Genomic DNA, 14481 nt, shown 5'->3' with positions numbered 1-14481 from the left:
AGTCCCTCCAATAAAAAAGCCGCTGTGTGATTGTCTCACACAGCGGCTCGATTGCCTCAGCGAACCTTCGGTCAGGAAGGACGGGTGCTGGTTGGGAACGGCCATGCGGCGGCAGGCGACGGCACGGTTTTGGCGGCAGGTGCAGGCGTGGCGACCGGAGCGGCAGCTGGCTTGACGGCAGCTTCCTTCGGTGCCGCAGGCTTTTTAGGCGCTGCTGCTTTTTTCACTGCTGGTGCCGGTGCGGCTGCCGGCGCTGCTGGTGCAGCTACGGCTGGTGCTGGAGCTGCCGTGACAGGCGCTGGTGCTGCTGCCGGTTTGGCGGCTGCTTTGGCGGCTGGCTTGGCTGCTGGTTTGGCGGCGACAGGTTTTGCAGCGGCTGGCTTGGCTTCAACTTTCGCTGCCGGTTTGGCGGCGGCGGTTTTTGCGGCAGGCTTGGCAGCTGGTTTCGCTGCAGCCTTAACCGGCTTTTTTGCTGCTGGCTTAGCCGCGGCCTTTGCAGCCGGTTTGGCTGCTGCTTTTACTGCTGGTTTAGCGGCGACAGCTTTTTTGGCTGCTGGTTTGGCGGCGGCTTTTGGAGCGGCTTTGGCGGCTGGCTTGGCAGAGGCTTTGGCGGCTGGTTTGGCTGCTGCTTTAGGAGCGGCTTTGGCTGCTGGTTTGGCGGCGGCTTTTGGAGCGGCTTTCGCTGCTGGCTTGGCGGCAGCTTTTGGAGCGGCTTTCGCTGCTGGCTTGGCGGCGGCTTTAGGCGCGGCTTTGGCTGCTGGCTTGGCGGCTGCTTTTTTCGCTACTGGTTTGGCTGCTGCCTTAGGGGCGGCTTTTGTAGCGGCTTTCGCTGCTGGCTTGGCAGCGGCTTTCGGAGCGGCTTTCGCTGCTGGCTTGGCGGCGGCTTTTTTCGCTACCGGTTTGGCGGCGACAGCTTTCTTCGCTACTGGCTTGGCTGCTGCCTTAGGTGCTGCCTTAGGTGCTGCCTTAGCTGCTGTTTTAGCTGCTGGCTTGGCGGCTGCTTTTGGAGCTGCCTTCGCTGCTGCTTTTGGAGCTGCCTTCGGTGCTGCTTTAGCTGCTGGCTTGGCGGCTGCCTTCGGTGCTGCTTTCGCTGCTGGCTTGGCGGCTGCCTTCGGTGCGGCTTTCGCTGCCGGCTTGGCGGCAACAGCTTTTTTCGCTACTGGCTTCGCTGCCGGTTTGGCGGCTGCTGCTTTGGCGGCGACAGGCTTTTTGGCTGCGGTGGTGGTCGCGGCGGCTTTAGTAGCCGGCTTTTTTGCTGCTGGTTTTTTTGCGGCGGTTGCCATAACTAGTTCTCCTTCATCGGGGATGGGAAAATTCACATACAAGATTTAAAACCCGTCCGACCCCGGATTGGGCCAGGCGAATTATTCATCGGCGCAAACGATGTCGGTTGCGCTAATGAATTCGGCACTAGCTGAACTGCTGCAACCCCTCACGAGTGCAGCGCTTCAGCCATCGAGCTGTGCGCCGTCCGTGGCCGGCGCGGCGTACAGCATAAAATCTTGTTGCGACGTGTGCGACAGGTCGGGCGTATCCTCAGCTCCATGACCTTCGTCGCAGCCACCATCGCTTTCGCTTCAAACAAAAAACCGCCCGGCCTGAACCCGGTCAGGCAAGACGGCTATTCGAAAACGGTGTGGTCTTGTGCATAGGTGTGAATCAGTGTCCCGGTATTCTGTCTCGCGGTCAGTGTTTACATACACGCTTTTTCATGTTCGTAAAGTACACGAAAACCTTATCGGTGCGCAACCAGCACAGCAGCGAATCGCCGGCTTTTTTACTTCATATGCTCGGCATTTCACATACGTGCCGCGCCGCGCTTCCATCGCGCCGCGCCGTCGCACCGCATCGCGTGCGCTCGACCGCGTGGAGAAGCGCGTCTGCCACGCCGCACGAAACTTGACCGCTTCAAAGCGCACCAGTCTCCGCCTGGGTGTCTGCGTTTGCGACGCGCTCCGCGCACATCGCTCGCCACCCGCTTCCACATCCGCAGCCGCGCGCGCATCGCTTGCGCGCTGTCGCCACATACCGTTTTCAAATTCGTCGCGATTATGAGACAGAGTCCGGCGAATGGCAAGCACAAAGCAGTGGTGCACCGCATGTCTACTGCGTTTGGGAGGTACGCACCGCGCGGCCGCATCATGTAAAACCGCGTTAAGCGATTCGGCGCCGACGACGAAAACCCTTGCAGGCATTGGCGCGCTTCGATGCGGCGTCAACGCCGAACCGCATCGCGAGGGACGTGCGCTTACGCTATGGGTGCACGCCGAATCCATGGTGCTCGGCTATCGCACGATGCGGCCATCTCCACCACGAGAACAAGCCGGCGCCGTCGGGACGAAAAAAAACCCGGCGCAGCTGGCCGGGTTTTTGGTGGAGCGTGGCGGAAGCTTAATCCCAGTTCAGCGCGCCGCCGGTCTGGTATTCGATCACGCGCGTCTCGAAGAAGTTGCGTTCTTTTTTCAGGTCGATCATCTCGCTCATCCACGGGAATGGATTTTCTTCCTGGTCGAACAGCGTCTCGAGGCCGATCTGGGTGGCGCGGCGGTTGGCGATGAAGCGCAGGTAGCCCTTGAACATGGTGGCGTTCAGACCGAGCACGCCGCGTGGCATGGTGTCTTCGGCGTACGCGTATTCGAGGTCCACGGCCTGCAGGAACAGCTGCTTGATCTCTTCCTTGAAGGCCGGAGTCCACAGCAGCGGATTTTCCATCTTGATGGTGTTGATCAGGTCGATGCCGAAATTGCAGTGCATCGATTCGTCGCGCAGGATGTACTGGTACTGCTCGGCGGCGCCCATCATCTTGTTCTGGCGACCCAGCGCCAGGATCTGGGTGAAGCCGACGTAGAAGAACAGGCCTTCCATCAGGCAGGCGAACACGATCAGCGACTTGAGCAGCTTCTGGTCGCTTTCCACGGTGCCGGTGGTGAAGGCGGGGTCGGTCAGGGTCTCGATGAACGGGATCAGGAATTCATCCTTGTCGCGGATCGATTTGACTTCGTTGTAGGCGTTGAAAATCTCGGCTTCGTCCAGGCCCAGCGACTCCACGATGTACTGGTAGGCGTGGGTGTGGATCGCTTCCTCGAAGGCCTGGCGCAGCAGGTACTGGCGGCACTCGGGCGCCGTGATGTGGCGGTAGGTGCCCAGCACGATGTTGTTGGCGGCCAGCGAGTCGGCGGTGACGAAAAAGCCGAGGTTGCGCTTGACCAGGCGACGCTCGTCGTCGGTCAGGCCGTTCGGGTTCTTCCACAGTTCGATGTCGCGCTGCATGTTCACTTCCTGCGGCATCCAGTGGTTGGCGCAGCCGGCCAGGTACTTGTCCCACGCCCACTTGTACTTGAACGGTACCAGCTGGTTGACGTCGGTTTTGCCGTTGATGATGCGTTTATCGTCGGCGTTCACGCGGCGCGCCACCTGCTCGGCGGTGGTGCCTTCGCCTTCCAGCGCGGCAGGGTTGATGGCCGCTGGTGCGGCCGGTGCGGTGTCTTCGTCCCAGGAGAGCGACATGATGTAGTTCCTTGTATATATATGTATGGTCCCGGCAGCCCGGGACGGCGCTTGGGCTAGCGGTGCGCGGTTACGGCGGCGATGGCTTAGCAGTGGCTATAGCGTTCACCGTCACGGCACCGTGGCAAATTATTGGCAGGCTTCGCATTCCTCGAAACCGTCGTCGCCAGGACGCAGGTAGCAGGCTTCGCCATCGGCGTCGTCGGCGGTGGCAGCGACGGCGGACACCGCCGCCACCGTCACACCGGCCGATACCGGCGCGACCGGAGCCGCAGCCTTGGCGCTGGCCGACATGCCGCCATCGACTGCCACAGCGTTCAGGGCGCCGGTCTTGGAGGTCGATTTCTCGGTATGGGTGGCCGAGGTGGTGCGCAGGTAGTACGTGGTTTTCAGGCCGCGCAGCCATGCCAGCTTGTAGGTCTCGTCCAGCTTTTTACCCGAGGCGCCAGCCATGTAGATGTTGAGCGACTGGGCCTGATCGATCCACTTCTGACGACGCGAAGCCGCTTCCACCAGCCAGCTTGGCGACACTTCGAAGGCGGTGGCGTAGATGTCACGCAGGTCGTCCGGGATGCGGTCGATCTTGGTCAGCGAACCGTCGAAGTATTTCAGGTCGGCGATCATGACTTCGTCCCACAGCTCGCGGGCCTTCAGGTCACGCACGAGGTACCCGTTGATCTCGGTGAACTCGCCCGACAGGTTGGACTTCACGTACAGGTTCTGGAAGGTCGGCTCGATGCAGGCCGACACGCCGATGATGTTCGAGATGGTGGCGGTCGGGGCGATCGCCACGCAGTTCGAGTTGCGCATGCCGAACTTGGCGATGCGCTGGCGCACCGGGGTCCAGTCCATGGCCGCCGACAGGTCCTGCTCGAGGTAACCGCCGCGCTCTTCGGCCAGCAGCTTGATCGAGTCTTGCGGCAGGATGCCACGGTCCCACAGCGAACCTTTGTACGACGCGTAGTGGCCGCGCTCTTCGGCCAGCTCGGTCGAGGCCAGGTAGGCGTAGTAGCACACCGCTTCCATCGAGGTATCGGCGAAAGTGACGCACTCCTGCGAGGCGAACGGCACACGCATCATGTGCAGGCAGTCCTGGAAGCCCATCACGCCCAGGCCCACCGGACGGTGGCGCATATTGGCGTTGCGGGCCTTATCGACGGCGTAGTAGTTGATATCGATGACGTTGTCGAGCATGCGCATCGCGGTGCGGATGGTCTTTTGCAGCTTGACATGATCGAGCTTGCCTTCTTTCATGTGCGCCGGCAGGTTGACCGAGCCGAGGTTGCAGACGGCGATTTCGTCCGGACCGGTGTTCAGGGTGATCTCGGTGCACAGGTTGGAGCTGTGGACCATGCCCACGTGCGACTGTGGCGAACGGATGTTGCATGGGTCCTTGAAGGTGATCCATGGGTGGCCGGTTTCGAACAGCATCGACAGCATCTTGCGCCACAGGTCGAGCGCGGCGATTTTCTTGAACACGCGGATTTCGCCGGCGGCAGCTTTGGCTTCGTAAGCGACGTACGCTTTTTCGAAGGCCTTGCCGACCAGGTCGTGCAGGTCCGGAGTGTCCGATGGCGAGAACAGGGTCCAGTCGCCCTTTTCCATCACGCGCTTCATGAACAGGTCGGGAATCCAGTTGGCCGTGTTCATGTCGTGGGTGCGGCGGCGGTCGTCGCCGGTGTTCTTGCGCAGGTCGAGGAATTCTTCGATGTCCATGTGCCAAGTTTCCAGGTAGGCGCAGACCGCGCCCTTGCGCTTGCCGCCCTGGTTGACCGCCACGGCGGTGTCGTTGACCACTTTGAGGAACGGCACCACGCCTTGCGACTTGCCGTTGGTGCCCTTGATGTGGGCGCCCAGGGCGCGCACTGGCGTCCAGTCGTTACCGAGGCCGCCGGCAAACTTGGCCAGCAGCGCGTTTTCCTTGATGGCGTCGTAGATGCCTTCGAGGTCGTCCGACACGGTGGTCAGGTAGCACGACGACAGCTGCGAGCGCAGCGTGCCCGAGTTGAACAGGGTTGGCGTGGACGACATGAAGTCGAACGACGACAGCAGCTGGTAGAACTCGATGGCGCGCGCTTCACGGTCTTGTTCGTTGAGCGACAGGCCCATGGCCACGCGCATGTAGAACGCCTGCGGCATTTCGATGCGCACGTCGCGCACGTGCAGGAAGTAGCGGTCGTACAGGGTTTGCAGGCCGATGTAACCGAATTGCAGGTCGCGGTCGGCGACCAGCGCCTTGGCCAGGCGCTCCAGGTCGAACTCGGCCAGCTTGGCGTCGAGCAGTTCGTTCTTGATGCCGTTGGCGATGTATTGCGGGAAGTACGTGATGTACTCGGCGGCAGCGGCGCCTTGCGCGACTTCCTTGCCGAAGACTTCCTTGCGAATCGTGTGCAGCAGGATGCGGGCCGTCACTTGCGAGTAGGCCGGGTCTTTTTCCATCAGCGCGCGCGCTGCCAGGATGGCCGACTTGTGCAGTTCTTCGACCGGCACGCCGTCGTACAGGTTTTTCAGGGTTTCGGCGACGATGGCGTCGGCATCGACGTGCTTTTCCAGGCCGATGCAGGCGGCGTTGATCAGGCTCGTGACGCGGCTCATTTCCAGCGGCTTGCGTTCGCCGTTTTCCAGCACGTGGATTTGCGGCGCGGTGATGGCGGCGGCGCCACCTTGGGCTTCCTTGGCCAGGCGGCGCTCTTCCATGTGCTTGGCGCGGTACAGCACGTAGGCGCGGGCCACGTCATGCTCGCCCGAGCGCATCAGCGCCAGTTCCACCTGGTCTTGCACGTCTTCGATGTGGAAGGTGCCGCCCGAAGGCTGGCGGCGCACCAGGGCCGAGACCACGCTGGCGGTGAGCTGCTCTACCAATTCGCGGATGCGGGCCGAGGCGGCGCCCTGGCCACCGTTCACGGCCAAAAAGGCCTTGGTCACGGCGATCGCGATTTTCGACGGTTCAAACGCGACGACCGCGCCGTTACGGCGGATGATGCGGTAGTCACCGAGGTCGCTGGCGGCCGTGGACGGGCTGCTGGCGGCGCTCGCAGCGGCTGCTGGGACCAGCGCTGGATTGAAGGTGGTGTCTTGAGTAGATTGCATTAAAGCTCCCCGGTAACAGCGTGCAGCCGATGCTGCGCGATGTATGTTGTAAATAAAAATGGCAAAAATAAAGCATGCAGCCGGGCGAACCAGGCTGGCCGTTGGTGCTCAATGTGTTGCTGAATGTATTACTGAATGTATTACTGAATATAGGGCTGATCAGATGTTGCCCTGGCCCCGAGCCGTACAATTAGGTGAAGAACCAGTGCCTTGAGAACTACTACATCTAGTGGCAAAGCGAATTCCATGCACTGATTGTAGTAGCCGCCAAGTACCCATGCAAGGGTATTTTTTGGCGGTTAAGGCAATTTTTCGATTGACTTTACGGAAGCCCTTTCACCACGCGCAATCCGGGGTTAGCGGGTACTAACGATTCACATGATTCACTATATTTTTGCCAATCAAAAAACGCGCCGGGGTCGGTTTTACGGCCCGGCGCGACGTGTTCGTGCCCTTGTACATCGGTCACCGGGTAGCGCGCCAGCAAGGCCGCAGTCAGGTCCCCCAGCGCCGCGTACTGCGCCGCCTCGAACGGCGTATGGTCGTTGCCTTCGAGCTCGATGCCGATCGAAAAATCGTTGCATTTTGCCCGCCCCCGGAACTGCGAGAAGCCGGCATGCCAGGCCCGGGCGCCGGCCGGGGCGTACTGCACCACGCGGCCGTCGCGCCGGATAAAGAAGTGGCTCGACACCCGCACCCCGCGCAGGTCGGCCAGCGAGGGGTCAACATTATAATCGAGGCGGCCGGTAAACAGGTCCGACACCTGCGGACCGCCGAAGCGCCCGCCGGGCAGACCGATGTTGTGGATGACCAGCAGGGAGATGTCGTCGGGGTCGGGCCGCGCGTCGATGAACGGGCTGTCATAGCGCGCGGCCGCCGGCCACCAGCCGTCGGCGTCGATGGCAGCTACCGCTACTGCTACTGCTTGCTTCATGCTTCAGGTTCCTGGATATTGAGTTTTTGCATTTGATAGCGCAACTGGCGGAAGCTGATGCCCAGCAGTTGCGCGGCCTGGGTGCGGTTGAACTGCGTCTGCGCCAGTGCCCGCACGATGATATCGCGCTCGATGGCGCTCAGGTAGTCGGGCAGGTTGGCCGGCAAGGCGCCGGGCGCTGGCGATGAGGATGACGCAGCGGCAGCAGACGACGGCGCGGCCGGCGCCGCATCATCGCTTGCCGCTCCGCTCAGGCCAGATTTGAGCCCCAGGTCGGCCACTTCGATCACGCCGTCATTGGCAAATGCCAGCGCCCGTTCGAGAATGTTTTCCAGCTCGCGCACATTGCCGGGAAAGCGGTAGCCGGCCAGCGCTTCGAGCACGCCCGGCGCCAGCGCCGCCTTGTGCTGGCCACCGAGGCGCTCCAGGATGGCGTCGGTCAGCGCCGGCAAATCGCCCTGGCGTTCGCGCAGCGACGGCACCGCCAGCTCGATCACGTTGAGGCGGTAGAACAGGTCCTGGCGAAACGCGCCCTGCTCCACGCAGCGCGCCAGGTTTTTATGGGTGGCGCTGATCAGGCGCACATCGACCGGCTCTTCCGACGTGGCGCCGATCTTGCGCACGCGCCGCTCCTGGATCGCCCGCAGCAATTTCACCTGCATCGCCAGCGGCAAATCGGCCACCTCGTCGAGCAGCAGGGTGCCGCCGCTGGCGGCCTGGAAAAAGCCGTCGCGGTCATCGGCGGCGCCCGTGAAAGCTCCTTTGCGATAGCCGAAAAACTCGGCTTCCATCAGCGCCTCGGGGATCGCGCCGCAGTTCACCGCGATGAAGGGCTGGCCGGCGCGCGGACTGCGGGCGTGGATTTCGCGCGCGGCCAATTCCTTGCCGCTGCCCGATTCGCCGTGGATGGCGATCGGCGCCATCGACCGCGCCAGCCGGGCGATCTGCGCACGCAGCGCCACCATCACGGCCGACCCGCCTTTCAGGGGGCCATCGACGTCGTCGACATCGACCGCGCGCGCACCGGGCGCGGCGTCGTGCACGCGCAGCGCCGAGCGCACCAGCAAGCGTAGCTGGTCGAGGGCGACCGGCTTGGCGATGTAATCGAAGGCGCCGGCCTTGAGCGCCACCACCGCGTTGTCGGCGCTGCCAAAGGCGGTGACCACGGCGATCGGCGTGTTCTTGTACGTGGCAGCGACTTCACGCACCAGTTCGAGCCCGAGGCCATCGGGCAGGCGCATGTCGGTGAGGACCAGCTGATAGGGGTGGCGGGCCAGCAGCGCACGCGCCTCGGCCACGGTGGCGGCGCTGTCGACATCGAGCCCCATTTTAACCAGGGTCAGTTCGAGCAGTTCGCGCAGGTCGGCTTCATCGTCGACGACGAGCACGCGGGGAGACCTCACGCCCATGGGCAGCCTTTCGATTACTTTTGCGGTGGTGCGAAAGTGATGACAAAGCGACCGCCGGACCGGCGAGCTGCGCGATGCGTATCGTGGCTGTCCTCGAGACCATCATCGATAGCGGCACTATCGAGGCGGTATTCATAATCGAGCCGCGCTTCATTATTCAAACACATTTCGCGCGCCAGATACAGCCCCAGCCCGGTTCCTTTGCTCGATGTGGTGTAAAACGGTTCAAACAGATGCGCGCGCACCTCGCCGCTGATGCCGGGACCATCGTCCTGCACGTGCAATTCGAGCCAGTTCGGCTGCCGCACCAGGTCCAGCCGCACCGACGCCGGCGCGCCGCTGGCATAGCGCAAGGCATTGCCGACCAGGTTGGCGATCACCTCGCGCAGGTGCAGCGGGTCGAAATGCACGGTGGTCCCGGGCGCCACCGAGAGTGCGATGACGTCGGGCGGCAGGCCGTCGGTCTCGATGAATTCGTCGCGCAGTTCGGCCAGGAAGCTGTCCAGCGCCAGCGGCTCGTACCGGACGTGGGATTTGCGCGACAGCTGCAGGATGTCCTCGACGATGCGGTTGACCCGCTTGACGTTGTCGCCGACGATGCGCAGCAGGCGCCGCTGGCCGGGATCGTCGATGTCTTCTTCCAGCAGCGCGTTGGCGTGGCCGATCGCCGACAGCGGATTGCGCACCTCGTGGGCGATGCTGGCGGTGAGCCGGCCCATCGAGGCCAATTTCAGCTGCTGCGCGCGCTCCTCGATCTCGCTCACCTCCTGCAGGAAGATCACGCTGCGCGACTGGCCGGGACCGTCCCCGCCCTCACTCACGCCGTCCAGGTCCACGCCCGCAAACCGGGCCTTGAGGCGGATGCTGAAATACGGCTTCAAGGTGATGAAGGCGGTATCGAGCGCGGGATCGGCGCGCCACTCGGCGTAGGCCAGCGCCAGCGGCGCATGATCTTCCGATGCCGACAGCTCAGTCCCCGTCAACCCCAGCATGCGCTGGGCGGCCGGGTTGCCGGCCCGGATGCGGCCGTCGGCATCGACCACCAGCACGCCGTCGGCCACGTTGGCCATCACCAGCCGGTTCACCGCCTGCTGCACGCCGATCTCCACCCCGCGCCGGATCGCCAGTTCCTCCTGGCCGATCAGCCGCGCCGCCATGCGGTTCACCACCAGCACGGCGGCAAAATAGGCGGCGCCGTACAGGCCCGATTGCAGCACCGGGCTGCCATCGTTGGCCGCCATCTCCAGCACCTCGATCAAGCCCACGCCCAGCATGAACAGGGCGACCAACGCGGTGCAGAACAGCGCCAGCACCAGCGGCGCCAGGATGGCCGTGCCGGCCAGCGGAAACAGGTACAGGATGGCCAGGCCGCTGCGCAAGCCGCCGCCGTCAACATATAAAAGAGAGATGATGGCCAGGTCGCAGGCGATTTGCGTGAGCACCTGCACCAGGAAGCGGCGCTGCAGGTACACCGCCGTCAAAGCGAAGACGATGGCCAGCACCAGGTAGGCCACGCAGATCCACAAATACAGGTAGTGGCCGGAGGCGCGCAGGCCGCGGCCGTCAAAGCTCAGGTAGACCAGCAGCACCAGCGCGATGACGATGCGGGTGACGTTGAGGGTTTGCAGCGAGCGCCAGAAGGTGGCGCGGGTGGTCCCCGAAGCACTGGAGTCGCCGGGCGAAGCCGAAAGGGCTTGCAGGCGCTCCATGGCGTCAGTTCGGTGGCAGGGCGGCGTGCGCCTTGCTGCAGTAGATGGCGCCGTCGAAACGCACCGCTTCGCTGGCCGGGAAGAACACGCCGCAATGCGCGCATTCGAGCATGGTTTCGGCCTCGATCGCGGCCTGCGAGGTTGCGCGCGGGGTTGCGTGCGGCGCGTAGCCACTGGACGCTTGCGCTTGCTGCCGCTGCTGCGCTTCGCGCATCTGTTGTTCGGCGCGCTTTTGCGCGCCGCGTATCTTGCTGCGGATCGCGAAGACGACCAGGCAGATCAAAGCTGTCCAAAACAAAATGCGGCTCATGCCCATCCCTTATGCAATACCACTTCAAACACGAAACGGCTGCCGACATACGCCAGCAGCAAGGTGGCGAACCCCGCCAGGGTAAAACTGAGCGCCGTCTTGCCGCGCCAGCCACGCAGGCGCCGGCCCGCCAGCAGCGCCGCGAACAGCAGCCACGACAACATGGTAAACGCCGATTTATGGTCCCACTTGAGCGCCTGGCCGAACAGTTGTTCGGAAAACACGATGCCCGACAACACGGTCAGGGTGAGCAAGGTAAAGCCGATGCCGATCATGCGGAACAGCAGTTTTTCCATCGTCAGCAGCGCCGGCAACTGGTCGAGCGCGCCCGACAGAAAAGTCTTGCGGTCGGTGGCCGCGTGCAGGCGCGCCTCCTGCAGCGCCATCAGCACGGCGTGGAAAGCGGCAATCGTCAGGGTGCTGTAGGCCAGCGTGGCCACCGCGATGTGCCAGCCGAACAGCGGGGTCTTGTCACCGAGCGGGATCAGGGCGCCCGGATAGATCGCTTGCAACGCGACCGTGAGCGCGGCGGCCGGCATCACCAGGCGGCGCAGGCCGTCGAGGCCGAAATTGCGGTTTTCGATCCAGTACGCGGCCACCGACACCCACAGCGCCGACGACAGCATGGCGGCAAAACCGAGCCGCAGCGAGCCGTCGGCCGCGACGTCGGTCCACAACCCGGCGCCATGCACCAGCCAGGCCACGACCGTCACCGCCGACACCAGCGTGCCACGGCGCGACGGCAATGCGGCGCAAAGGAGATACAGCGCGATGGCTGCGATGAACAAATAGGTCTGCATGCACCCAGTTTACACTATCGCTCACTCGGCGGCAGCCATCCGTTCGCCCCAGTTCTGCCTAATCGACCGCCGCCATGCGCAGTTCGTCGTGGTGGTGGCGTTGTTGTTCCTCCATCACCAGCTGGCCCAGCTCGCGCTTGAGGGCATTGAATGCAGCATCGGCCGGGTCGCGCAGGCGCGGCAGGTCCACCAGCACATCGCGCTTGACGGTGCCGGGACGGTACGTCATGACCACGATGCGGTCGGCCAGGTAGATCGCTTCCTCGATGCTGTGGGTAACGAACAGGATGGTCTTGTTCAGCGCCGCCCACAGCCGCAGCAGTTCGTCCTGCAAATTGCGGCGGGTGAGCGCGTCGAGCGCGCCGAACGGCTCGTCCATCAGCATGATCGGCGAATCGAGCGCCAGCACGCGCGCGATCGCCACCCGCTGGCGCATGCCGCCCGACAGGTCCTTGGGATAGCGGTGGCGAAAGTCGGCCAGCGCCAGCATGGCCAGCAATTCATCCACCCGGGCGGCTGTCGCCGCCGCGCTTCTCCCCTGGATGCGCAGGCCGAAACCGATGTTGTCGGCCACCGTCATCCACGGGAACAGTGCATATTCCTGGAACACCATGCCGCGCTCGGGACCGGGGCCGGTCACCAGCCGGCCGCCGGCGGTGATCTGGCCGGACGTGGGCGGCGCGAAGCCGGCCACCGCGTTGAGCAAAGTGGACTTGCCGCAGCCCGAAGGCCCGAGCAGGCAGACGAACTGCCCTTGCGGGATGGCCAGGTCGATGCCCTGCAAGGCCACCATGTCGCGCCCGGCCGCGTGAAACACCTTGCCGACGTTGTCAATCAAGATATGTGGATTCATTGCTGCTCCAGGCCGCGGTGCCAGCGCAGCAAATGGTTGTTCAAGCGGTTCATCGCCACGTCGATCGCCAGGCCCAGCAGGCCAATGGTGACCATGCCGGCGATGATCTTGTCCGACCAGAAGTACTCGCGCGCTTCCAGGATGCGGAAACCGAGGCCGTTGTTTACCGCGATCATCTCGGAGACGATCACCACGATGAAGGCGGTGCCGATGCCGATCCGTACGCCCGACAGGATGTACGGCACGGCAGCGGGCAGGATCACGCGCAGGAACAGGGTGGCGCCGCTGGCGCCGAGGTTGCGCGCGGCGCGCAGGTAGATGCCATCGACCTGGCGCACGCCGGCGATGGTGTTCATCAGCACCGGGAAGAACGCCCCCAGCGCGATCAGGAACACGGCCGGCGGATTGCCGAGCCCGAACCACAGGATGGACAGCGGTATATAGGCGATCGGCGGAATCGGCCGCAGCAGCTGCATCATGGGGTTGAGCCAGCGGTAGGCGCGGGCGTTGGCGCCCATCGCCAGGCCGAGCGGCAGCGCCAGCCCGGCGCCGATGGCAAAGCCGACCGCCACGCGGTACAGGCTGCCGAGCGAATCGACGACCAGCTCACCCGAAACGGCCCAGGCCAGCCATCCGCCCTGGCTGGCATCGTACGGCTGCAGCGGCAGCAGGTACTCGAGCAACTTGTGCAACACCGCCAGCGGCGACGGCAGCACCTGCGGGTTGACCCAGCCCAGCGCGGCGGCGGCCTGCCACAGCACGATCACCAGCGCCGGCACGATGGCGCCGACCAGGCTGGCGCCGGCGCGCTGCAGGAGCAACGGAGCGGCGGCCATCTATTTCACCCCCAGGGTTTTCTTGGCCGCCGCCAGCAGGTCGGTGCGCACCCACTCGTGGGCGGTGGGCGCGTGGCGCAGGCGGCCCACGCCGGTCTTGAGCATGGTCTCGGCGGTGACCTGGATATGCTCGGCCGTGATGTCGTAACTGAACGGCGAATTGCCGATGGCGTCAACAAAATCGGCGCGACTGAGCTGGCCCTTGAACAGTACCTCGCGCACGTATTTCTCGGCGGTGGCCGGCTGCTCGATGAAGGTCTTGGTGGCCTGCACGAAGCAGCGCATGAATTTTTCGGCCAGCGGGCGCTGCTGCGTATAAAACTTCTCCGTCATCACCATGGTGCGCACCGGTTCGCCGATCGGGGTGTCGTACGGTTTCAGGATTTCGCTGCCAAAACCCTGGCTCAGCGCCTGCGACGACTGCGGCTCGGACTGCATCATGGCGTCGATGTTACGGCCCAGCAGTGCGTGGTTGAGGTCGGGATAAGCGAGGAACACCAGTCGCACATCCTTGCCCGGCTGGTCGGACGCGGTCATGCCGTGCTTGTGCAACTCGGCCAGCAGCAGCACGTCCTGGATGGCGCCACGGGTGACGCCCACGCGCTTGCCCTTCAGATCGCGCACGCTCTTGAGCTGCAGGTCGCTGCGGCCCACCAACCGCGCCCCGCCCCGGGCAAAGCCGGCCACGACAAAAATCGGCGCGCCGCCGGCACGGCCGAGAATGGCGGCCTCCGATGCCGTGGTGCCAACGTCGAGCTCGCCGGCGATGATGGCCTGCATCACGTCCAGGCCCTTGGCGAAGACGTGTTCTTGCACCTTGAAGCCGCACTGCGGGGCGATTTCCTTGATATACGAGACGGCGCCGAAATGGGCCAGTTTGATATTGCCGAGCCGGACCACCTGCTGGGCACCGGCGCTGTGACAAACGGAAACGAGGGCCAGCAGGCAGCCCAGTGCTTTGAGGTTCATCCGATACTCCTGTTAGTTGTCTATCGGTAAGATATACCTTGAGGCAACCAATCAGGCTTTGCGG

Annotated in this window: 11 protein-coding genes; all 11 read right to left on the bottom strand. The window is 63.8% G+C overall.

Going from position 1 to position 14481, the window contains the following annotated elements; genetic code table 11:
- Positions 1–71: 71 nt before the first annotated feature.
- Positions 72–1283: a hypothetical protein gene (locus J2X54_RS14255; protein WP_310181503.1), complete on the bottom strand. Its 1212-nt coding sequence runs from the start codon at positions 1281–1283 to the stop codon at positions 72–74.
- A gap of 1108 nt (positions 1284–2391) precedes the next feature.
- Positions 2392–3507, bottom strand: a complete 1116-nt coding sequence (locus J2X54_RS14250) for a ribonucleotide-diphosphate reductase subunit beta (RefSeq protein ID WP_070251389.1) — start codon at positions 3505–3507, stop codon at positions 2392–2394.
- Between the two features lie 129 nt (positions 3508–3636).
- Positions 3637–6597 carry a ribonucleoside-diphosphate reductase subunit alpha gene (locus J2X54_RS14245; protein ID WP_070251387.1) on the bottom strand — a complete coding sequence of 987 codons (2961 nt, stop codon included), beginning with the start codon at positions 6595–6597 and terminating at the stop codon, positions 3637–3639.
- A 322-nt stretch (positions 6598–6919) separates the two neighbouring features.
- Entirely contained in the window at positions 6920–7531 is a 612-nt protein-coding gene (gene ampD / locus J2X54_RS14240; protein ID WP_310181502.1) for a 1,6-anhydro-N-acetylmuramyl-L-alanine amidase AmpD, read from the bottom strand.
- Positions 7528–8934, bottom strand: a complete 1407-nt coding sequence (locus tag J2X54_RS14235) for a sigma-54 dependent transcriptional regulator (RefSeq protein ID WP_310182072.1) — start codon at positions 8932–8934, stop codon at positions 7528–7530. Before J2X54_RS14235 ends, ampD begins: the two co-directional genes overlap by 4 nt.
- Before the next feature lie 20 nt (positions 8935–8954).
- Positions 8955–10649 carry an ATP-binding protein gene (locus J2X54_RS14230; RefSeq protein ID WP_310181500.1) on the bottom strand — a complete coding sequence of 565 codons (1695 nt, stop codon included), beginning with the start codon at positions 10647–10649 and terminating at the stop codon, positions 8955–8957.
- A gap of 4 nt (positions 10650–10653) precedes the next feature.
- Positions 10654–10959, bottom strand: a complete 306-nt coding sequence (locus tag J2X54_RS14225) for a PP0621 family protein (RefSeq protein ID WP_310181499.1) — start codon at positions 10957–10959, stop codon at positions 10654–10656.
- Positions 10956–11759, bottom strand: coding sequence for a cytochrome c biogenesis protein CcsA (locus J2X54_RS14220; protein WP_310181497.1), 804 nt, complete (start codon positions 11757–11759; stop codon positions 10956–10958). The genes J2X54_RS14225 and J2X54_RS14220 overlap by 4 nt, the downstream gene beginning before the upstream one ends.
- A 58-nt stretch (positions 11760–11817) precedes the next feature.
- On the bottom strand, positions 11818–12612 hold the full coding sequence (locus J2X54_RS14215; protein WP_310181496.1) for an ABC transporter ATP-binding protein: 795 nt from the start codon (positions 12610–12612) through the stop codon (positions 11818–11820).
- The gene (locus tag J2X54_RS14210; protein ID WP_310181495.1) at positions 12609–13448 is read right to left on the bottom strand and encodes an ABC transporter permease; all 840 of its coding nucleotides are present in this window, start codon (positions 13446–13448) and stop codon (positions 12609–12611) included. Before J2X54_RS14210 ends, J2X54_RS14215 begins: the two co-directional genes overlap by 4 nt.
- On the bottom strand, positions 13449–14417 hold the full coding sequence (locus tag J2X54_RS14205) for an ABC transporter substrate-binding protein (protein ID WP_310181494.1): 969 nt from the start codon (positions 14415–14417) through the stop codon (positions 13449–13451).
- Positions 14418–14481 lie beyond the last annotated feature (64 nt).

Source organism: Duganella sp. 3397 (assembly GCF_031456625.1).
Taxonomy (GTDB): domain Bacteria; phylum Pseudomonadota; class Gammaproteobacteria; order Burkholderiales; family Burkholderiaceae_D; genus Rugamonas; species Rugamonas phyllosphaerae.
The sequence above is the reverse complement of the archived record's forward strand: the minus strand, read 5'-3'. Positions and strand labels throughout refer to the sequence as shown.